The organism is Peptacetobacter sp. AB800 (assembly GCF_047807365.1).
Classification (GTDB): Bacteria; Bacillota; Clostridia; order Peptostreptococcales; family Peptostreptococcaceae; genus Peptacetobacter.
The window spans coordinates 35,079-56,359 of sequence record NZ_JBLOUI010000002.1; the positions used below are offsets into that span (position 1 = coordinate 35,079).

Consider the following 21,281-nt stretch of genomic DNA (forward strand, 5'->3'; position numbering starts at 1 on the left):
GCATATTATAAATGTAGAAAATTAATAGGAGGAAATATGAGTAAGAAAAATAAAAAGAGCAATTTAGTTAAAAAAATAGATAAAAGTACTAAAAAAAGATACGAAGATGTGCCTTTAACAAGAAGATTTTTAAGTTATTTAATAGATTGGTATTTAGGTGGTCTTGTTACAGCTTTTCCAATAGCTATGATATCTCAGAAGCTTTTTGGAAGTGTGCTTAAGCAGAATATACTAGAATTTCCTAAAAATTATGGTCTAATAGCGGGATGTTTAGGTTTTGTGTTTGCTTTATTTTACTTTGTAGCTGTTCCGACATGGATTACAAAGGGACAGACTTTAGGTAAGAAAATTTGTAAAATCCAAATAGTAAAAGATGATGAAGAAGAAATTACATTTAAGAATATGTTCCTAAGACAGTTAGTAGGAATAATAGTGGTGGAAGGTTCTTTAGTGACAGCGAGTGCAATATGGCATCAGGTATTTACATTATTAACAGGTATAGAAATAGTATCTGGATTAATGTATGTTGGTCTAGCAGTATGTGTTGTAAGTGCTGGTATGGTTATATTTACTAAAGATCATAAGGCAATTCACGACTACATAGGAAGTACTAGAGTAGTTATGTGTAAATAATTTCCTAAGTTTAGGAAATGTGAGTACAGTCATAGGAAATCAATTGCCTAGTATAATAGCATTATAGAAAGTGGAGGTAAAGTTAATGAATGAATTAGAATTAATAAGTTTTCAGATTATATCAGCAGTAGGGACTGCTAAATCAAATTATATAGAAGCAATGAGATTAGCAGAAAAAGGTGAATTTGAAAAAGCTGAAGAAATTATAAAAGAAGGACAGAAAGTGTTCTTAGAAGGACATAAAGCTCATGCAGGTTTAATACAGAAAGAAGCTGCAGGAGAATCAGTAAATATAAATATATTATTAATGCATGCCGAAGATCAGTTAATGGCAGCAGAAACAGCTAAACTTATGGCTGAAGAAATAATCAAGTTAAATAAACGTATAGCAGCGTTAGAAAAATAGGAGGATATATAAAATGAAAAAAGTTTATTTATTTTGCAGTAACGGAATGTCAACTAGTATGTTAGCTAGTAAAATGCAGGGAGTAGCAGATAGCCACAATTTACCAATAAAAGTTGCAGCTTTCCCTTATCCACAGATGGGAGATATATTAAAAAATGATTGTCCAGATTGTATACTACTTGGGCCTCAGATAAAATTCATGTACGAAGAAATAGTTGCACAGTATAGCTCATTAAATGTACCAATAGCTCTTATAGATCAGGGAGATTACGGTATGATGAACGGAGAAAAAGTTCTAAAAACAGCTATAAAATTAATAAAATCAAACAAATAATTAGTAAAAGTTTACAGAGCAATAAAACACAAAAATAAAACACAAAAGTTAAAAAAGTAAAATGAAGTAGCAAAAGGTAAGAAATTAAAAACAATATCAAAATACAAAACAACAAAACACAAAAATCAAAACACAAAAATTAAAAAGGAGAGATAGGCTTATGATGAAAAAACTTGAAAAAGTTTTAATGCCCTTAGCAGAAGCTATAGGACGTAACAAATACTTAATGTCAATTCGTGATGGGTTCTTACTATCAACACCACTATTAATAGGTGGATCTATATTCCTATTAATAGCAAACTTCCCTATCCCAGCATGGATAGAATTTCTTGAAGGAACAGTTGTAAATCAGGCAACTGGACGGACTTTAGCAAGTTATATAGCAAAACCAGCAGATGCTACATTCACAATAATGGCGGTATTTGCAGTTATGGGTATTGCGTATTCTTTTGCAGAAAAATTAGGTACGAATAAATTATTCGGTGCTGCAACAGCATTAGTTTCTTGGTTCTTAATAATGCCATATACAGTAACTGGTGAAGTTGATGTAAATGGTGTTGCTCAGGCAGTTAGTTTAACTGGTGTGCCTCTAGGATGGCTAGGAGCTAAAGGTATTTTCGTTGGTATATTCTGTGCATTCATATCAGTACATATATATACATTTGTTGAAAAAAGAGGTTGGACAATAAAAATGCCAGCAGGTGTACCTCCAACAGTTGAGGAATCATTTGCAGCTTTAATACCAGCAGCAGTAGTTATGATAATATTCTTTGCTGTTAACTTAATATTCGGATACATGGGAACAGATGTATTCCAGATAATATTCGAATTCTTACAGACTCCACTTCTAAACCTTGGAGATACTTTAGGAGCAATGGTAATAGCTTACATATTCTTACATATATTCTGGTTCTTCGGAGTAAATGGTGGATCTGTTGTTGGTGCAGTATTCAACCCAATACTTCAGACTTTATCTGCAGGAAACGTAGCTGGAGAACATCATATAATATGCCAGCAGTTCCAGGATTTATTTGCAACATTTGGTGGTGCAGGTTCAACATTATCACTAGTAATAGCAATGTTATTATTCTGTAAATCAAAACGTATAAAAAATCTTGGTAAAATGTCATTAGTACCAGGTATATTCGGAATAAATGAACCAATATTATTCGGTTTACCAATAGTTTTAAACCCTGCTATGTTAGTACCATTCATATTAGTACCAACTATAAACATAGTAATATCATACTTTGCAATGGCGATGAACTTTGTTCCAATATGTTCAGGTGTTAATATACCATGGACAACACCACTTGTAATATCAGGATTCCTTGCTACAAACTGGGTAGGAGCAATACTTCAGGCATTACTTCTAGTATTAGGTGTATTTATATACATGCCATTCATAAAAATACTAGACAAACAGTACTTACAGGAAGAAATGAGCAACGTTGAAGAAGACGATGAAGATATATCATTAGATGACCTATCATTCGACGATCTATAAGATTTAGGAGATGAATTAATATGAGAATTATAATGATTTACGATCAGATACAGTCAGGTGCAGGTATAAAAGATGACCATGATGTGCCACTAGGAGCTAAAAAAGAAGTAATAGGTCCTGCTGTAATGATGGAACAGTCTTTAAAGAAAATAGGCGGAAAGGTAATAGCTTGTCTTTACTGCGGTGACGGTACTTATGCTGCTAATCCAGATGAAGTAAGTAGAAAACTTTGCGCAATGGTAAATAAATTAAAAGCAGATGTTGTAATGTGTGGACCATGTTTAAACTACTTAGGATATGGAAAAATGGCTGCTAGAGTAGCTAACGACATAAACAATACAACAGAAGCAAAAGCATTTGCAGCTATGTCAGTAGAAAATGAAGAAACAATAGCTGAGTACAAAGACAAAGTGCATATAATAAAAACACCTAAAAAAGGTGGATTTGGATTAAATGAATCATTAGACGCTATGTGTGAATTAGCAAAAGCTATGCACGAAGGCGATGATTGTTCAGAAATAGTATCAAAATATTGTTTTTAAATTAAAAAATGGGGGAGGATGCTTTTTTAGGCATCCTTTCTGTATAATATAGGAGGTAAGAGCATGTGGGGAATAATAGCAACATGGCGTATGGCAGTAGAAGGAATAACAGAAGCAGATAAAATGCTAAAAGAAGGTGCTGATGCAGGGGATGCAATAGAAACAGCAATAAAAGAAGTAGAAGACTTCCCATTCTACAAATCAGTAGGATACGGTGGACTTCCAAATGAAGAAATGGAAGTAGAACTAGATGCAGCATACATGGATGGAGATACATTAGATATAGGTGCAGTAGCAGCAATAAAAGACTACGCAAATCCAATATCAATAGCTAGAAGATTATCTCATGAAAAAGTAAACTGTATGTTAGTTGGAGAAGGAGCAGAAAAATTTGCTCATAAAGAAGGATTCGAAAGAAAAAATATGCTAACAGATAGAGCAAAAATACACTACAAAAATAGAGTTAAAGAAGTTAAACAGCAGGAAATAAGCCCATATTCAGGACATGATACAGTAGGTATGGTTTGTCTAGATACTCATGGTAAAATGACTGCAGCTACTTCTACAAGTGGATTATTCATGAAGAGAAAAGGTAGAGTAGGGGATTCTCCAATATCTGGATCAGGATTCTATGTTGATTCAAAAATAGGTGGAGCAAGTGCAACAGGATTAGGTGAAGACCTTATGAAAGGATGTATATCTTATGAAATAGTAAGACTTATGAAAGAAGGAAAACATCCTCAGGAAGCTTGTGAAATAGCAGTAAACGACTTAAACAAAGAATTAATAGAAAGAAGAGGAAAAGCAGGAGATTTATCTCTAATAGCTATGAACAACAAAGGAGAATGGGGAGTTGCTACAAATATAGAAGGTTTCTCATTTGCAGTAGCTACAGAAGGACAGGAACCAATAGTATACTTAACTAAAAATGTAGATGGTAAATGTGTACATGAAGTAGCTAGCCAGGAATGGTTAGACAACTACATGAAAACAAGAACTGCACCATTGGAGGAAAAATAAATGGAAAAAAAGATAATTCGGCAGATTGAAAAAAATTCATCAGAAATGATTAAAGGAATTAAAAAGATTGTCAAGATGCCGAGTGTCGAAACAAAAGCCGAAGAAAATGCTCCATTTGGTAAGGATATAGCCTTAACTTTAGATGAAACATTGAAATTAGCAGAGAGCTTAGGTTTTGAAACTAGAAATCTTGATAATTACATTGGATGGGCACAGTATGGAGAAGGTGACGATTATATAGGTATAATAGGTCATTTAGATGTTGTTCCAGTTGGAGAATGCTGGAAACACGATCCATTTAGTGCGCATGAAGAAGAAGGATATATTTACGCAAGAGGAATATTAGACAATAAAGGACCGATACTATCTTGTTTATACGCTTTATATGCAATAAAGCAGTTAAATGTAGAATTAAAAAGACCGGTCAGAATAATCTTTGGATGCGATGAAGAAACAGGATTTGAAGATTTAAAATACTACTTAGAAAAAGAAAAACCACCTGTAATGGGATGGACACCAGACTGCAAATACCCAGTTGTATATGCAGAAAGAGGTAGAGCTGTTGTAGAAATTTCAACAGAAGAAAAAAATATAGCTGAATTCTTTGCGTTTGTAAATACATACTTTATGAACGCTAAGCCAAATGCGGAAAGCTTAGGTCTTGATTATAAGAGCGAAGAATTTGGTGTAAATGAAATGAGAAATTATAAATTAAGATACGAGGACGGCAAAGTTATTTTCTCTGTAACATTCTCATATCCTGTGGGACTTACTGTAGAGAAGATAATAAGTACAATAGAGGAAAAATCAAATGGAATGGAAGTAAAATGCGTAAGCCATTATACTCCAGTTAGATTTGAAAAAGACAGCGATATGGTTAGAAGTCTTCAGAATGCGTATGAGTTGGTTACAGGACTTGACGGAACTCCTGTGACAACAACTGGCGGAACATATGCAAAACTAATGCCTAATATTGTTCCATTTGGGCCAAGTTTCCCTGGACAGAAGGGAATAGGACATCTTCCAAATGAATGGATGAAGGTAGAAGACTTAATATCAAATGCTAAGATATACGGACTAGGTATATATTACTTAGCCAATATATAGGATTGTTTAGTTATTAAAATTATTTAGAGGATTATTTTAAAAGTATATAAAAGATTATTTAAAGGTTGATTGTAAAAAAGATTTGATTTAAAGGTTACCAGAAACACGCAAGTTAAAAACGACGGATTACGTCAAAATAAGGATTATTATTTAATAGATAGGATTTGATAAAATGGAAAAAATAGTTGAAATATGCTGCGGAAGTTATGAAGATGCATACAATGCAGATAGAGCAGGTGCAAAGAGAATAGAGTTAAACAGTGCGTTACATCTAGGAGGACTTACACCTTCTTTAGCTACACTAGTATTAACTAAAAAGAATACAAATCTTTCAGTTATATCAATGCTTAGACCAAGAGGTGCGGGCTTCCACTACAGCGATGTAGATTATGAAGTGATGAAGATGGATGCAGAGCTTCTTATGAAAAATGGTTCAGATGGTTTAGCGTTTGGATTTTTAACTGAAGATGGAGAAGTAGATAAAGAAAAAACTGCTGAGATTGTAAAAATAATAAAAGAATACAACGGAGAAGCTGTATTCCACAGAGCTTTTGACTGTGTAGCAGATCCATACAAAACTATGGAAACTTTAATCGAGCTTGGAATAGATAGAGTTCTTACAAGTGGATTGGAGCCAAAAGCTATAGAAGGAAAAGAAGTAATAAAAAATCTTCAAGAAAAATACGGCGACAAAATAGAAATACTTGCAGGTAGTGGAGTTAATGTAGGAAATATGGATGAAATAATGGATTATACAGGAATAAACCAGGTTCATAGTTCTTGTAAGGCTTGGGTTGAAGATCCAACAACTCATAAGAATAATGTAAGCTACTCTTATGCAAGTGCACCAAATGAAATGAATTACGATGTAGTGTCATACGAACTAGTTAAAAATATGATAGAAAATTTATAAAAAACATAGGGACTGTTGCGATAATTTGCAATAGTCCTTTTTTGGTATGACGGGCATGTTATTAATCTGTAGTAAAATTATTTAGATTATTATATGAAATTAAACTGTGGACTACAGAACACTAAGTTTTAGTATTAGCCTATAAGTTAGTTTCAAGATAACAGTATACAAGTATTTGTTTTATCAATATAAATACAGTAAAATATAGTTATTTTGTATAATACACAAAAAATAATGCTTTAGTATGATTTTTGGTGTATAATATTGACGCATGCATGTAAAAATTGTAATAAAAAAGGGAGAAAGAATAATGGGGGAAAAAATAAACAATAATTCTTCGATTCATAAGTCAGCAACTTTTGGACTTTCAGTAGCGATACTATTGATGATAATTTCTATTATGTTTGTTGGGGTAATGTGGTTAAAAACTATTTCTATCCCTGCGTGTTTAATACTTATTATTACTTTAGTTTGTTTAATAAGTTGTTTAAAGCTTAAATATAAATTTAATGAACTTATAGATATAATGGCTGAAAGTATTAAAAATGGTACATTTGGTTTATTATTTTTCATAGCTATAGGTGGTATAATTGCATCATGGATGATGTCGGGTACAGTTCCAGCTATTATATATTATGGACTTAATATAATAAGCCCTAAGATATTTCTACCAGCAGGATTGCTTTTATGTAGTATAACAGCACTTTGCACAGGAACATCTTGGGGTACAGTTGGTACTGTTGGTATAGCTTTAATTGCTCTTGGTCAAGGAATGGGAATACCACTTCCTATTACAGCAGCTATGATTGTTTCTGGTGCTGCATTTGGTGATAAGATGTCACCTGTATCTGATACACCTAACTTAGTATCTATGTCATGTGGAGCAGATTTATACGATACAATCAAGGCTATGATTACTACTATGCTTCCAGCATATATTATTTCATTTGTACTTTTTGCTGTTCTTGGATTTAAGTTTGCAGGATCAAATATAAATTATGAAATAATAAAAGAAACACAGTCTGTTCTAGCACAGAACTTTAATTTAAATCCTATAGTTTTATTACCTATGCTAATACTTCTATTTTTATCATTTAAGAAATATCCATCTTTACCAAGTATGGCGATTGCAATATTTGCGGGAATGATTATATCTGTAATTTTCCAAGGTGAAACTATTTCTAATTGTATAGAAGCTTTAAACTCTGGGTTTGTAATTGAAACTGGTTCAGAATATGTTGATCCTATTTTAAATAGAGGCGGACTTCAAAGTATGCTAAATACATTTTCAATAGCATTTTTAGCTATATGTATGGGAGGTCTTTTAGATAAATGTGGTTATCTAAATGCATTGGTTTCAGGTCTATTGAAAAAAATTAACACAGTAGGTTCTCTTTCTTTTGTAGTTTTAATGAGTTCATTTATTTCAACAGCTAGTCTTGGAGAGGCTTATTTATCATTTATACTTAATGGTTCTGTTTATAAAAATGAATTTGATAAAAGAGGACTAAATCGATCAATGTTAGCTAGATTAGTAAGTGAGGGTGGATTGATGCTTGCTCCATTGATGCCTTGGACTACATTTGGTGCATTCTGTCTTTCTACACTAGGAGTTTCTGGTTTAGAATTTGCTCCATATGCATTTTTAAATTATCTTTCTCCATTAGTTTCATTAATAATGTCATATATGGGAATTGGTGTTGTTTGGAATAATAAACTTAATAAAGGAAAAAGAAAATTTGATGATATAATTGTTGATTAATATTTTTTAGAAAGAAGGATTTTATATGATAGATAAAAATAATGCTTTTAAATATTTGCATTTAATATTAAATTTAGAAAGAAATGTAGCAGCGGCTCGTTTTATAGAATTTAAAAGTGAATATGATAAATTAGATGTCCCAGAAATGAAAGGAAGTATATGTCTTTTATGTAGAAGAGGACTTGAGGGGAAACATTTAAAAGCTGATGAAAAACATATACTTTGTTCATATGGTGGATTTGCTCTTGGTATAACAAAACCAGATATAACAATTTCTTCAGGTCAAAGTTATGCAGCTTGTGGTTTATATAATAGCAAATCAGTTTCCCGTTCGATAGTTGAAAGTGTACATTATTTAGAACAAGATGTATATGGCATAGAAATAGCTCCATTAACAGAGTTAGACAACGCAGATTTGGTATTTATTGTTTGTAATACTAGACAGGCTATGAGAATAATGCAGGGATATGCTTATTATTATGGAGCACCTAAAAATATAAGTTTTATAGGAAATCAGGCTATGTGTGGAGATATTATTTCAAAACCATTCTACAATAATGATATAAATCTTACATTATTCTGTAAAGGGGCTAGAAAATATGGTGCTTTTACTGAAGGAGAAATTGGTATTTCAATGCCTAGAGAAATGTTTAATAATGTAGCTCATGGTGTATTTATGACAATAAATCCAGTAGAATTCCCTAAAGAAAAAGTTGCTATATCAGAAAGATTAAAAGAAGTAGGAATAGAATGTGAATTTGATATGAAAGATAGTTATGGTGAAAGACTTGATAACTATGATAATATGGTAAAAGAAATGAGAAAGTAATAAACTAATAATAGGCTGACTAAAAAAGAGAGAGAATAAATCTCTCTTTTTTTGTGGGATAAATCGTAAAACAATTGCAATAACATTATAAAATATCTTGAATATTATTTTTAATTCTAGATATTTTAATCTAAGAACTTCTGTATATAATTTTTATAAATATTTTGAGTTTATAAATTTTAATAAGGGTTAAATAAAAGACATTAGTAAAACAAGAATTGTATTAATATTTTACGATTGATAAGTAAAAGTTATTAGCTAGAATTGTCTGAATAGTATAAAAGCTATTTTTAGAAAGAGAATTTTATATAGGCTTAAGAAATAAAAGTTAAAAAAATATCTAAGAGGGGCTAAAGTGATTTGTATCTATGCTGTAAAATCTATAGATACAGTTAAAAACAATCTAAATTGTATACAAAAGAATAAGAATTATGGTTTAAATTAATAGAAAAAGCATTGATTGATAAAAAAATAGCTAAAAAGATAAAAGAAGTAATATTCAGATAATAGAATTTTTAAGTATAAACAACTTGCAAAAAGTGACAAGTTGTATATATTTATAAAAACTGTAATACTTCAAATTGTTTCAAAAAAAATCAAAGTTAAAATTAAGTTTTTTCAAAATTATGACAAATGAAAAAGAATAGGTATTGTAAATAAGAATTGATATTTCAATGAATACAGATAAAAACTATATAAAAATTCTATGCATAATAAAAATTTTATGGGAAAAATTATTATCTGACTTAAAAATGAAAAACGTATTCAAATTAATTTCAAAACGATAGAAATGAAAAATGATTATGCAAAATAAATTAGAAAATTGAAAAATAAACTAAAAAACAATGCAAAAAGTTAAATTTATGAAATTGACAAAATCGTAAAATAAAAATATAATAAATATAATCTAAGAATATTATAAAAAGTTTGGCCAATTTCAAAAAGACAGGTGGTGAAGAGATGTCATCTATTGAATTAATAAAAGTTATCAATGAAGCAGAAGAACAGGCCGATAAAATTAAAAAAGATGGAGTTCAGGAAGCAAAACAAATCGTAGCTGATGCAAATAAAAGAGCATCACAGATAGTGCTTGAAGCAGAAGACAAGGCAGATGCTGAATACAATCTAGCAATAAGCAATGCTGAAGTTGAAGCTGGCAAGGTATATGATGATACTATTGAACAAACATCAGAAAAAAGCAGAGTGATTTTATCAGAAGCTGAAAAAAACATTCAAGCTGGAGTAAAGGTTGTTCTAGAAAGGATTGTGAAGTCTAATGTCAATTGTTAAGATGAAAAAACTTTCTGTCATAGGACTGAGCAACAATAAAGAAGAGCTTATAAAACATTTAATGGATCTTGGGGTAGTTGAATTAAGTGCACAGGATCAAAAACTTCTTGATGAAGAATGGGCTAATATAGTTGTAAAAGACGGCAATGAAGATGAAGTAAGTAGAATTGATTCAGAGCTTCAGAAGATTTCTACAGTACTAGATACACTTAATCAGTACGACAAATCTAAAGGGCCTCTTATAAAGACTAGAAGAGCTATTACAAAGAGAGAATTTAAAAAGGTTATGGAGGATAGAGAATCTATCCAAGATACAGTAGAAAAGGTTTATAAGCTTTACAATAGTCTTGTGAATCTGAAAGGACAAGAAAATAAAATAGAAACTAATATGGTTTCATTAAAGCCATGGCTTTCTTATGATATACCTGTTGAATTGAGGGAAACAGAAAGTACTGAAATTCTAATGGGGGTTGTTCCTAGCGTAACAGAGATAGAAGCTATGAGAGCTGCTGTAGAGGAAGCTACAGATAGAACAGTATTTAGACTTATCGGAAGCGATGCAGATCAACATTACTTATCTATAATAGCTCTAAAAGATGATATCGAACTTGTTTTAGATTGTGTTAGACAGTTTGGATTTAACAAAGTTACATTCTCAAACATGTACGGAACACCAGCTGAAATAACAGGAAGCTATGAAAAAGAGCTTGCTGAAATAGCAAAAGAAAAAGAAGCAGTAGAGGCAAATATAACTTCTATGACTGGAGAAATCAAGAAAGTAGAATGTTTATACGACGATACTGTTATAGAAAAAGATAGAAATCAGATAAGAAATAGGCTTTTAAAAACAGAAGCTTCTTTCTATTTTGACGGATATATGCCGGCAGCGGCAGAAAAAAGCGTTCAGAGAGTGCTAGAAGAAAATGAATGTTATTACGAATTTAATGAAATTCCAGAAGGAGAAGAAGCACCAGTATTACTACACAATACAGGAGCTATATATCCATTCGAAGCAATAACAAATCTTTACGCATTACCTGAATACAATGAAATAGACCCTACAAAATGGTTAGCACCATTCTACTTTATATTCTTCGGTATGATGCTAAGTGATGCAGCATACGGAATAATAATGGCAGTTGGATGCTTTATAATATCTAAGAAATTCAGACTAGAGGGAATGATGAAAAAACTTATAAATATGTTCTTCTGGTGTGGTATTTCAACAGCAATTTGGGGAGCACTATTTGGTGGTTGGTTTGGAGATTTACCAACAGTTGCAGCTAAGACATTCTTTGGAATAGACAACTTTGTAATCAAGCCACTATGGTTTAACCCAGTAAATGACCCTATGAAATTATTAATATTCTCATTCATACTAGGTGGTATACATTTATTCCTAGGTATGGGAATACAGGCATATATGCTAATAAGAGACGGTAAACCTCTAGATGCATTATTTGATATAGGTTTATGGTATGTACTTTTAGTAGGTTTAGTTCTATTTGGTGTAGGTGGAAATATAGGACCAGCATTTGCTACAGCAGGTAAATATATGTCAATCATAGGTGTTGTAGGTATCCTTCTAACAGGAGGAAGACAGAAAAAAGGAATATTCGGAAAGATTACAGGCGGTTTAGGAAGCTTATACGATATAACTTCTTATTTAGCTGATATTCTTTCATACTCAAGACTTCTTGCCTTAGGTCTTGCTACTGGAGTTATAGCTCAGGTTATAAATACAATGGGTAGCTTAGCAGGCGGAGGAATAAAAGGATCTATATTATTAATAGTAGTTGCGGTATTTGGACATTTATTCAACTTAGCAATAAATGCATTAGGAAGTTTCGTTCACGCCAGCAGACTACAGTACGTTGAATTCTTCGGAAAATTCTACAAAGGCGGAGGAACAGCGTTTGAACCATTTGATAAAAAGACAAAATATGTCGACATAGTTAAGGAGGAAGATTAATATGTCAATCGGTACAATGTTAGCAATTTTAGGAGCATCATTAGCAGCAATAGCAGGTATAGGAAGTGCGATAGGTGTAGGTATAGCTGGGGAAGCAGCAGCAGGAGTAGTGGCAGAAGACCCTAAAAAATTCGGTCAGACACTAATCATGCAGGCTCTACCAGGTACTCAGGGTATATATGGATTATTAATAGCTTTCATCATAATGCTTAAAATAGGTCTTATGGGTGGAAGTGGAATAGCAGATTTAACAGTTGCACAGGGTGCAGCAATATTAGCAGCAGCAGCACCTATAGGAATAGTTGGTGTATTCTCAGCTATAGCTCAGGGGAAAGCAGCAGCAGCTGGTATAATGCTTATAGCTAGAAAACCAGAAGAATTAGCAAAAGGTATGATATATGCAGCAATGGTTGAAACATATGCCGTATTAGCATTACTAGTATCTTTCTTAATGTTAAACGCAATAGCTTTATAATAACAACAGTAACAGTTTAAGGATGTGGATATAATGAGTATTGAAAAAATAACAGAAAAAATACTTTCTGAAGCTCAGGGATATGCAGATAATGCTGTTGCTGAAGCAAGAAAACAGGAAGAAGAAATAATAGCTAAGGCACAGGCCGATGCAGATAAAATACTTTTAAATGTCCAGAACAAAATAAAAGCTGAATCAGAAAAAGTGTTCAGCAGAAGAAATTCACTTGCTCAGCTTGAAACAAGAAAAATGCTTCTAAAAGCTAAACAGGATGCAGTTAATGAATGTTTCGAAAGAGCAGTTGCAGAAGTCCACAATATGGACGAAGAAAAATACATAGAGTTTCTAGCAGATACTTTATCTGACATAGGTGTTAAATGTGGAGAAGTTCTTTTCAATGCTAAAGACGCTGAAGCTGTTGGAGAAAAAGTAGTTGTTCTGGCAAATGAAAAAGGAAATGATTTTAAATTATCAGAAAAAACAATAAATGCTAGTGGAGGATTCAAAGTTGTAGCTGGTAAAGTTGAAATAACTGCTACTATAGAATCTATAATTGAAGATATAAAAGAAGAAATAACACCTGATGTGGTAAAGGCATTGTTCGAATAATACAAGGCTTATCCACTTTAAAGAAAGGGGATTGATTGATTTGGCAAAGATTAACGATAGAGATTACGTATTTGCCACTGCCTGTGTAAGAAGCGGAGAAAAAAATATGCTTAGCCACGACAAAATCGAAAAAATGGTTGAAAGTAAAAATCCGGAAGAAGCATTAAAAGTACTTACAGAAATGGAGTACGGTGGAGCTATTCCGGATGTGAAACCACAGGATTTCGAAGTGCTCTTAACACGGGAACACAAAAGAACTTACGAATTTGTTAAATCAATAGTTCACGATCCTGAGTACTTTAACATATTTTTATATCAGTCAGACTACCATAATATAAAGGTTATATTAAAAGCAGAATTTTTAGGAACAGATCCTGAACCATTCTTTATGGGAAGTGGAAGTATAGATACTAAAGATCTTGTTAATATGGTAAGAGAAAGAGACTTCGTTGGAATGTCTACAGAAATGAAGGATGCTATAGAAGAAGTTCTTGATGTATTCGGAAGAACTAAGGATCCTCAGCAAGTAGATATAATTCTTGATAAAGCATGCTATAAAGATATGATAAGACTTGCGGAAAAATCAGAAAATGCATATTTAAAAGGATATGTAAAACTTCTAATAGATACTATTAATTTAAGAATATTTGTTAGAATGAGAAGAATGAATAAGTCTTGGGACTTCTTCTCTAAAGTGTTTATAGAAGGTGGAAATATAACAGAAAAATTCTTTATAGCTGGATACGATGAACAGCTTGAAACATTTGCTGAAAAGCTAGTTTCTTATGGACTATCAGATGTCCTAGCTGAAAGTATTCCAATGCTTAAAGAAAGTGGCAGTTTCACAATGCTTGAAAAATTATGTGATAATCGTTTGATGGAATATGTAAAAGATTCAAGATATAAATCTTTTGGAATAGAAGCAATAGTTGGCTATATATTAGCTAAAGAAAACGAAATAAAAGCAGCTAGAATAATAATGGCTGGTAAGTTAGCTGGACTTCCATCAGATAGAATAAGAGAAAGGCTGAGAGTAAGTTATGTATAGAATAGGAGTAATAGGTGACAGAGATAGTGTTGTAGGATTCAAAGCTGTTGGACTTGATACATACCCTTGTATGAACTCAGACGAAGCTAAAAAAATTCTACATCAGCTTGTAACTGAAGAGAATTTCGCTATTATCTACATAACAGAAGGTCTATGCAAAGATATGATAGAAGAAATAGACAGCTATAAATCACTAATAACACCAGCTATAATCCCAATACCAGGAGTTGACGGAAGCTTAGGTATAGGAATAGCAGGAGTTAAAAAGAATGTAGAAAAAGCAGTTGGAGCTGATATTCTTTTCGGAGATAAGTAAGAAAACAAATTATTAATTTTAATTAATATAGAAAGAAACGGTGATAAAATGAGCCAAGGAAAAGTAGTTAAAGTATCTGGACCACTTGTTGTTGCTGAAGGTATGCAAGAAGCCAACATGTTTGACGTGGTTCGTGTCTCAGATGAGGGACTTATAGGTGAAATAATCGAGATGCGTGGAGATAAAGCATCTATTCAGGTATATGAAGAAACAGCAGGTCTTGGACCAGGAACAAAAGTTGTATCAACTCACGCTCCTCTAAGTGTTGAACTTGGACCAGGACTTATAGAAAATATGTACGACGGTATCCAGCGTCCACTAGAAAAAATGGTGGAAGTTGCAGGATCTAATATATCAAGAGGTATAGACGTTTCAGCAATAGACAGAGATAAAAAATGGGAATTTGTTCCTAAAGTATCTGTTGGTGACGCTGTACAGACTGGAGATATAATAGGTACAGTTCAGGAAACTGTTGTTGTAGAACATAGAATAATGGTTCCTGTAGGAGTAAAAGGTACTGTTAAAGAAATAAAATCTGGTGAATTCACTGTAGAAGAAACAGTTTGTGTTCTTACTCTTGAAGATGGATCAGAAAAAGAATTAACAATGATGCAGAAATGGCCAGTTAGGGTTGCAAGACCTTACAAAGAAAAACTAGTTCCAGATATGCCTCTAGTTACTGGTCAGAGAGTTATAGATACAATGTTCCCTATAGCAAAAGGTGGGGTTGCAGCTGTACCGGGACCTTTCGGAAGTGGTAAAACAGTTGTTCAGCATCAGCTTGCTAAATGGGCAGACGCAGAAATAGTTGTTTATATAGGTTGTGGTGAACGTGGAAATGAAATGACAGACGTTCTTCGTGAGTTCCCAGAACTTCAGGACCCTAAAACTGGTGAATCACTAATGAAGAGAACTATACTTATAGCTAATACTTCAGATATGCCGGTTGCAGCTCGTGAAGCATCTATATATACAGGTATAACAATAGCAGAATACTTCAGAGATATGGGATACTCAGTAGCACTTATGGCAGACTCTACATCAAGATGGGCCGAAGCTCTTCGTGAAATGTCAGGACGTCTTGAAGAAATGCCAGGTGAAGAAGGTTACCCAGCATACCTAGGATCTCGTCTAGCTCAGTTCTATGAAAGAGCTGGTAGAGTAGTAAGCTTAGGAACAGAAGGAAGAGAAGGTGCACTATCTGCAATAGGTGCTGTTTCACCTCCAGGTGGGGATACTTCTGAACCAGTTTCTCAGGCTACTCTTCGTATAGTAAAAGTATTCTGGGGACTAGATAGTGACCTTGCTTACAAACGTCACTTCCCAGCTATAAACTGGTTATCAAGTTATTCTCTATATGTAGACAGATTAAACAAATGGTTTGACAAAAACGTTAATAAATACTGGTCAACAAATAGAGCAGACGCTATGAAGTTACTTCAGGAAGAAGCAGAACTTCAGGAAATAGTACAGCTAGTTGGTGTGGATGCACTTTCATACTCAGATAGATTAAAACTTGAAATAGCAAGAACAATACGTGAAGACTACTTACATCAGAATGCTTTCCACGATGTAGATACATACTCTTCACTAAACAAACAGTTCCTATTATTAAGATTAATAATGTTATTCTACAGCAGAAGTGCAGAAGCAATAGCAAACGGAGCTGATTTTGATAAATTAGTAGAACTTCCAGTAAGAGAAAAAATAGGAAGATTTAAATACGTAGAAGAAAAAGACGTAAATGAAGTTTACGCAGCAATAGATGAAGAAATGGTAAGTTGCTTAGCAGACTTAACAGCTAAGGAGGTGGAGTAATTGATAAAAGAGTATAAGACTATTGCAGAAGTGGCTGGACCACTGATGCTTGTTAAAGACGTAGAAGGCGTAACATATGACGAACTTGGAGAAATAGAACTTCCTTCTGGTGAAAAAAGAAGATGTAAAGTACTAGAAGTTAATGGAAATAATGCTCTTGTTCAGTTATTCGAAAACTCAGCAGGTATAAACCTAGCTGACAGTAAAGTAAGATTCCTTGGACATGGTATGGAACTTGCTGTATCAGAAGAAATGTTAGGTAGAGTATTTGATGGTATGGGTAGACCAAAAGATGGTGGACCAGACATAATACCAGAAATGAAATTAGATATAAATGGGTTACCTATGAACCCTGCAGCTCGTGACTATCCGTCTGAATTCATACAGACTGGTGTATCTGCAATAGATGGACTAAATACATTAGTTAGAGGACAGAAACTTCCTATATTCTCAGGATCAGGTCTTCCTCATGCAGAACTAGCATCTCAGATAGCTAGACAGGCTCAGGTTCTTAACAGTGAATCTAACTTCGCAGTTGTATTCGCTGCAATGGGTATAACATACGAAGAAGCAGATTACTTCGTATCTGACTTCAAAAGAACTGGTGCTATAGATAGAACAGTTCTATTCATGAACTTAGCAAATGACCCTGCTGTTGAACGTATATCTACTCCACGTATGGCGTTAACAGCTGCTGAATATCTTGCATTTGAAAAACATATGCACGTACTAGTAATATTAACAGATATAACAAACTATGCAGAAGCTCTTCGTGAAGTATCTGCAGCAAGAAAAGAAGTTCCAGGTAGAAGAGGATATCCAGGATACCTATATACTGACCTTGCTACAATGTATGAAAGAGCTGGTAGAAAAATGGGTTGTGAAGGTTCAATAACAATGATACCTATATTAACAATGCCAGAAGATGATAAAACTCATCCAATACCAGACTTAACTGGATACATCACAGAAGGACAGATAATACTTTCTCGTGAACTTTATCGTAAAGGTGTTACACCACCAATAAACGTACTTCCTTCACTATCTCGTCTAAAAGACAAAGGTATAGGTAAAGGAAAAACTAGAGAAGACCATGCAGATACAATGAACCAGTTATTCGCTGCATATGCTCGTGGTAAAGAAGCTAAAGAGCTTATGTCAATACTTGGTGAAGCTGCACTTACAAACATAGATAAAAAGTATGCAAAATTTGCCGATGCTTTTGAAATGGAATATGTAAATCAGGGATATGAAACTAATAGATCTATAGAAGAAACTCTTGAAATAGGATGGAAATTATTAACTATACTTCCTAAGAGTGAGTTAAAACGTATAAAAGATGCTAACATAGAAAAATACTACCCTGAAGAAACATATGATCCAGATGCTAAATAAAAGAAGGGGGAGTAGGCTATGGCAAGACTAAATGTAAATCCTACCAGAATGGTACTTGCTTCTTTAAAAAAGCGTCTGAGTGTTGCCAGTAGAGGACATAAACTTCTAAAAGACAAACGTGATGAGCTAATGAAAACTTTCTTAGATTTAGCAAGAGAAAATAAGGTTTTACGTGAAGAAGTTGAAATAATGATAAGCGGTGTTTATCAGAACTTCAGTATAGCAAATGCTGTAATGTCATCACAAGCCGTTGAAGAAGCACTTATGTATCCAAAACAGGGTGTAATAGTTAATGTTGACAAAAAGAACGTAATGAGTGTTGATGTACCAGTATTTGACTTTGAAACAACTACAAATGACGTTACAGATATATACTCATATGGATTTGCAACAACTTCAGGAGAACTAGATGCAGCTATAAGTGAATTATCTAGGGTGTTCCCAGTAATGCTAAAGCTAGCAGCTATGGAAAAAGAAGCAAATCTACTTGCTGATGAAATCGAAAAAACAAGACGTCGTGTTAATGCACTTGAATATGTAATGATACCTCAGCTTCAGGAAACTATCAAATACATAACAATGAAACTTGACGAAAATGAAAGAGGAAATCAGACAAGACTAATGAAAGTTAAGGATATGGTTCTTAACGAAGCTATTGAAGAAAAAAGAGCTCAAGATGAAGCTATGTATAATGAGTATAAAGAAACACATCAATAGAATTAATCAGGCTGTTGCAATTTTGCAACAGCCTTTTTTTGTGAGAATAAAAAGGCTTTGTTGTAAAATTTGCCAACAGCCAGATTAATTCTATTATTTGTTTTTTAAGAGTGAGGAAGATGTATAGTTAAATGTTTAGAAGAATAGAAAGAGATATATATTTGTGTGCCATTATAATGAAGATAAAAACTCGATATGGTATAATTAAAAAGAAGCGAAATGTAATGAAAAAGAGGAAAAAGTTAAACTTTATAGAGAATAAAAAGATAAATAGTAAGTCCAAGAGAAGAAAGAAGGAAAATTATGCTTCCTAAGAGAGTAAGACAGTTTGTAATGAATTTAACTGATAGAATTAATGAAGATGATTACGAATACGTAAAGTCAAAGTTAGATGATAGAGAGTATGAAGTTTTTAATACTATTTCAAAGTCTGAGCAGAAACACAGTGTGAGAGTTGCTCGTGAGATAGAGTGTATAATAGATGAAGTTGAAAAAGAAAATGACTTTGAGAGCGGTTATACACTCACAAATGGGGAAATATTAGATAGAGATATAATATTGCCCGTATGTGATGAACTTGTGGAAAATAAAGCAATGCTTGTAAAGGCTGGCTTGCTTCACGATGTGGGAAAGAGCAGACAGAGAATCAATATAATAGATAAATCTATAATAGTTATACTGAATAAATTGACTAGTGGAAAGCTTAGAAATATAAATTTAAAGAAGATCCAATGTTACTATAATCATTCAGAGTATAGCTACGAGATATTAAAAGAAATAAACGAGGATAATGTTTTCTTAGAGATTGTGAGAAATCATCATAATGAAAATTATTCAAGTGATACGTGTGTAGATAAAAAATATTACCTGGGAAATATAATTAGGTTTTTCCAGGGAGTAGATGATGGCAATTAAGTAACTACTAGATAAATTAACTGATAGTAATAGCATTAAATACTATAGTAGTTAAAATGTATAGTAAATAAAATATATAGAAATCGAGGTGTTAATATGTCGAATACAAAATTAAATATGGATAGCATAAAAAACAAATTAAACTCACAGGAATTTAAAGCTCAGATTGAAAAAATATCAACTGTAAATTCTTTAGTGGAATACCTAAAATCTGAAAATATGGAGTACAAGACATATGAATGCTTCAAAATGATTTCAGACATACCTAGAAATTCTGGTAAAGAAAAGGAAATAAGAGATTTTATTAAAAAATTTGCAGAAGATAGAGGATACAAAACTTATCGGGATGAATTTAATAATCTTATCGTGTATGTGCCAGCATCTGAGGGGATGGAAGACAGAAATTCTATAATGATACAGGGACATACTGACATGGTTTGTGTAAAAGAAGGTGGAAATGTGCATAACTTTGACACAGATCCACTAGAATTATACACAGAAAATGGAATGTTAAGAGCAAGGGGTACAACTTTTGGTGGTGATGATGGAATTGCAGTTGCATATATGATGAGCATAATGGACAACAAAGACATCAAACATCCAACGCTAGAATGTGTATTTACATCAGATGAAGAGGGAAGTTTTATAGGTGCTGAGAATTTAGACATGAGTAAACTAAAATCTAAAACGCTATTAAACATAGACTCAGAAGACGAAAATGTGATGATTGTAAGCTGTGCTGGTGGAATGGCATTTGAAAACAGAATAAAATTTGAAAGAGTAAATTCAAAACTAGAAAATCCAGTAGCTTGCAAAATAAAAATATCTGGATTAAAAGGTGGGCATTCTGGTTCTGACATACACTTAGGTAGAGCAAATGCGATAAAATTGGTAGCTAAAGTATTAGAATATCTTGAAGGAGATAAAATAAAATTTGAACTTGTATCTATAAAATCAGGAGAAGCTCCAAACGTAATCCCTTCAAAATCTGAAACTATAGTGCTTGTAGAAGAAAAAAACATAGAAAAAGCTATGTCTACTGTTCAAAAAGCACAAGAAAATATAATAAAAGAATACGTAAAATCAGAAACTAGAATAAAAATAGAATTAGAAAAAATAGAAGCAGAAAAAGTAGATTGCCTAGAACAGAAAGTAATAGAAAAAAATGCCAAAGAAAGAGTAATATCTTGGATTGAAAAATTCAAAAATGGCGCACTAACGATGAGTGAAGACATAGAAGGATTGGTGGAAGCCTCTGACAATGTTGGAACAATAAATAGTTTAGAAGACGAAATAATAATAGTCAACGAGTGCAGAAGTTGTGAAGAAAAAAGAATAGAAGAAATAAAAGCGGATATGGAAGAACTTTCAAAATCTCTAAAAATAGAGCTAGAAATAAAATACTCATATCCTGGATGGAAATTCAATCCAAAATCAGAAGTTAGAAAATCATTCAACGAAAGCATAGAAAAAATATTCGGAAGAAAATCTCAAGAATTAGCAGTACACTCTGGACTAGAAGTTGGATTTTTTGTAGATGGCGTAGAAGGTGTGGATGCAATATCAATAGGTCCAAATATGCTAGACATACACACGCCAGAAGAAAAACTAGACATAATATCAGCTTTAAAAATCTGGTATGCATTAGTAGATTTTCTTGAAAAATAGAGGAT

Annotated in this window: 21 protein-coding genes; all 21 read left to right on the plus strand. The window is 32.9% G+C overall.

The genetic code is table 11. The features are described from left to right. Positions 1–36: 36 nt before the first annotated feature. The 21 genes from ACK2WN_RS01390 to pepD all read left to right on the plus strand — a co-directional run bounded on the left by ACK2WN_RS01390 (position 37) and on the right by pepD (position 21,276). Positions 37–633: an RDD family protein gene (locus tag ACK2WN_RS01390; RefSeq protein WP_300529946.1), complete on the plus strand. Its 597-nt coding sequence runs from the start codon at positions 37–39 to the stop codon at positions 631–633. Positions 634–718: 85 nt separating this feature from the next. Next, positions 719–1,039, plus strand: a complete 321-nt coding sequence (locus ACK2WN_RS01395) for a PTS lactose/cellobiose transporter subunit IIA (protein WP_300529944.1) — start codon at positions 719–721, stop codon at positions 1,037–1,039. A gap of 13 nt (positions 1,040–1,052) precedes the next feature. Next, positions 1,053–1,373 carry a PTS sugar transporter subunit IIB gene (locus tag ACK2WN_RS01400; RefSeq protein ID WP_118549935.1) on the plus strand — a complete coding sequence of 107 codons (321 nt, stop codon included), beginning with the start codon at positions 1,053–1,055 and terminating at the stop codon, positions 1,371–1,373. Between the two features lie 160 nt (positions 1,374–1,533). Continuing rightward, on the plus strand, positions 1,534–2,880 hold the full coding sequence (locus ACK2WN_RS01405) for a PTS sugar transporter subunit IIC (protein ID WP_300529941.1): 1,347 nt from the start codon (positions 1,534–1,536) through the stop codon (positions 2,878–2,880). Between the two features lie 20 nt (positions 2,881–2,900). Then, positions 2,901–3,422 (plus strand): GrdB-related putative oxidoreductase, encoded by a 522-nt coding sequence (locus ACK2WN_RS01410; protein WP_300529939.1) that lies wholly within the window; start codon positions 2,901–2,903, stop codon positions 3,420–3,422. A 63-nt stretch (positions 3,423–3,485) separates the two neighbouring features. Then, a complete protein-coding gene (locus tag ACK2WN_RS01415) occupies positions 3,486–4,442 on the plus strand; it encodes a N(4)-(beta-N-acetylglucosaminyl)-L-asparaginase (RefSeq protein ID WP_201416272.1) in 957 nt (318 codons plus the stop codon). Then, a complete protein-coding gene (locus tag ACK2WN_RS01420) occupies positions 4,443–5,549 on the plus strand; it encodes a Sapep family Mn(2+)-dependent dipeptidase (protein WP_416154596.1) in 1,107 nt (368 codons plus the stop codon). Positions 5,550–5,721: 172 nt separating this feature from the next. Continuing rightward, positions 5,722–6,462, plus strand: coding sequence for a copper homeostasis protein CutC (locus tag ACK2WN_RS01425; RefSeq protein ID WP_331683476.1), 741 nt, complete (start codon positions 5,722–5,724; stop codon positions 6,460–6,462). A gap of 310 nt (positions 6,463–6,772) precedes the next feature. Then, positions 6,773–8,224, plus strand: a complete 1,452-nt coding sequence (gene nhaC / locus ACK2WN_RS01430; RefSeq protein WP_416154597.1) for a Na+/H+ antiporter NhaC — start codon at positions 6,773–6,775, stop codon at positions 8,222–8,224. 25 nt (positions 8,225–8,249) lie between these two features. Then, positions 8,250–9,053: a DUF169 domain-containing protein gene (locus ACK2WN_RS01435; RefSeq protein WP_416154598.1), complete on the plus strand. Its 804-nt coding sequence runs from the start codon at positions 8,250–8,252 to the stop codon at positions 9,051–9,053. A 960-nt stretch (positions 9,054–10,013) separates the two neighbouring features. After that, positions 10,014–10,343 carry a hypothetical protein gene (locus tag ACK2WN_RS01440; RefSeq protein WP_300531205.1) on the plus strand — a complete coding sequence of 110 codons (330 nt, stop codon included), beginning with the start codon at positions 10,014–10,016 and terminating at the stop codon, positions 10,341–10,343. Next, positions 10,330–12,315, plus strand: coding sequence for a V-type ATP synthase subunit I (locus tag ACK2WN_RS01445; RefSeq protein ID WP_416154599.1), 1,986 nt, complete (start codon positions 10,330–10,332; stop codon positions 12,313–12,315). The genes ACK2WN_RS01440 and ACK2WN_RS01445 overlap by 14 nt, the downstream gene beginning before the upstream one ends. Position 12,316: 1 nt before the next feature. Next, positions 12,317–12,790 (plus strand): V-type ATP synthase subunit K, encoded by a 474-nt coding sequence (locus ACK2WN_RS01450; protein WP_118549788.1) that lies wholly within the window; start codon positions 12,317–12,319, stop codon positions 12,788–12,790. Positions 12,791–12,823: 33 nt separating this feature from the next. After that, positions 12,824–13,399, plus strand: coding sequence for a V-type ATP synthase subunit E (locus ACK2WN_RS01455; protein WP_329998238.1), 576 nt, complete (start codon positions 12,824–12,826; stop codon positions 13,397–13,399). A 40-nt stretch (positions 13,400–13,439) separates the two neighbouring features. After that, positions 13,440–14,447, plus strand: coding sequence for a V-type ATP synthase subunit C (locus ACK2WN_RS01460; RefSeq protein ID WP_050754649.1), 1,008 nt, complete (start codon positions 13,440–13,442; stop codon positions 14,445–14,447). Then, positions 14,440–14,763 (plus strand): V-type ATP synthase subunit F, encoded by a 324-nt coding sequence (locus ACK2WN_RS01465; protein WP_300531195.1) that lies wholly within the window; start codon positions 14,440–14,442, stop codon positions 14,761–14,763. The genes ACK2WN_RS01460 and ACK2WN_RS01465 overlap by 8 nt, the downstream gene beginning before the upstream one ends. Before the next feature lie 48 nt (positions 14,764–14,811). Then, positions 14,812–16,581 carry a V-type ATP synthase subunit A gene (locus ACK2WN_RS01470; RefSeq protein WP_300531192.1) on the plus strand — a complete coding sequence of 590 codons (1,770 nt, stop codon included), beginning with the start codon at positions 14,812–14,814 and terminating at the stop codon, positions 16,579–16,581. Beyond that, positions 16,582–17,976 (plus strand): V-type ATP synthase subunit B, encoded by a 1,395-nt coding sequence (locus ACK2WN_RS01475; RefSeq protein WP_300531189.1) that lies wholly within the window; start codon positions 16,582–16,584, stop codon positions 17,974–17,976. An 18-nt stretch (positions 17,977–17,994) separates the two neighbouring features. Then, positions 17,995–18,693 (plus strand): V-type ATP synthase subunit D, encoded by a 699-nt coding sequence (locus ACK2WN_RS01480; protein ID WP_300531186.1) that lies wholly within the window; start codon positions 17,995–17,997, stop codon positions 18,691–18,693. Positions 18,694–18,996: 303 nt separating this feature from the next. Beyond that, positions 18,997–19,608, plus strand: coding sequence for an HDIG domain-containing metalloprotein (locus tag ACK2WN_RS01485; RefSeq protein WP_416154600.1), 612 nt, complete (start codon positions 18,997–18,999; stop codon positions 19,606–19,608). A 96-nt stretch (positions 19,609–19,704) separates the two neighbouring features. Continuing rightward, a complete protein-coding gene (gene pepD, locus ACK2WN_RS01490) occupies positions 19,705–21,276 on the plus strand; it encodes a beta-Ala-His dipeptidase (RefSeq protein WP_329999247.1) in 1,572 nt (523 codons plus the stop codon). The last annotated feature ends 5 nt before the right edge of the window (positions 21,277–21,281 follow it).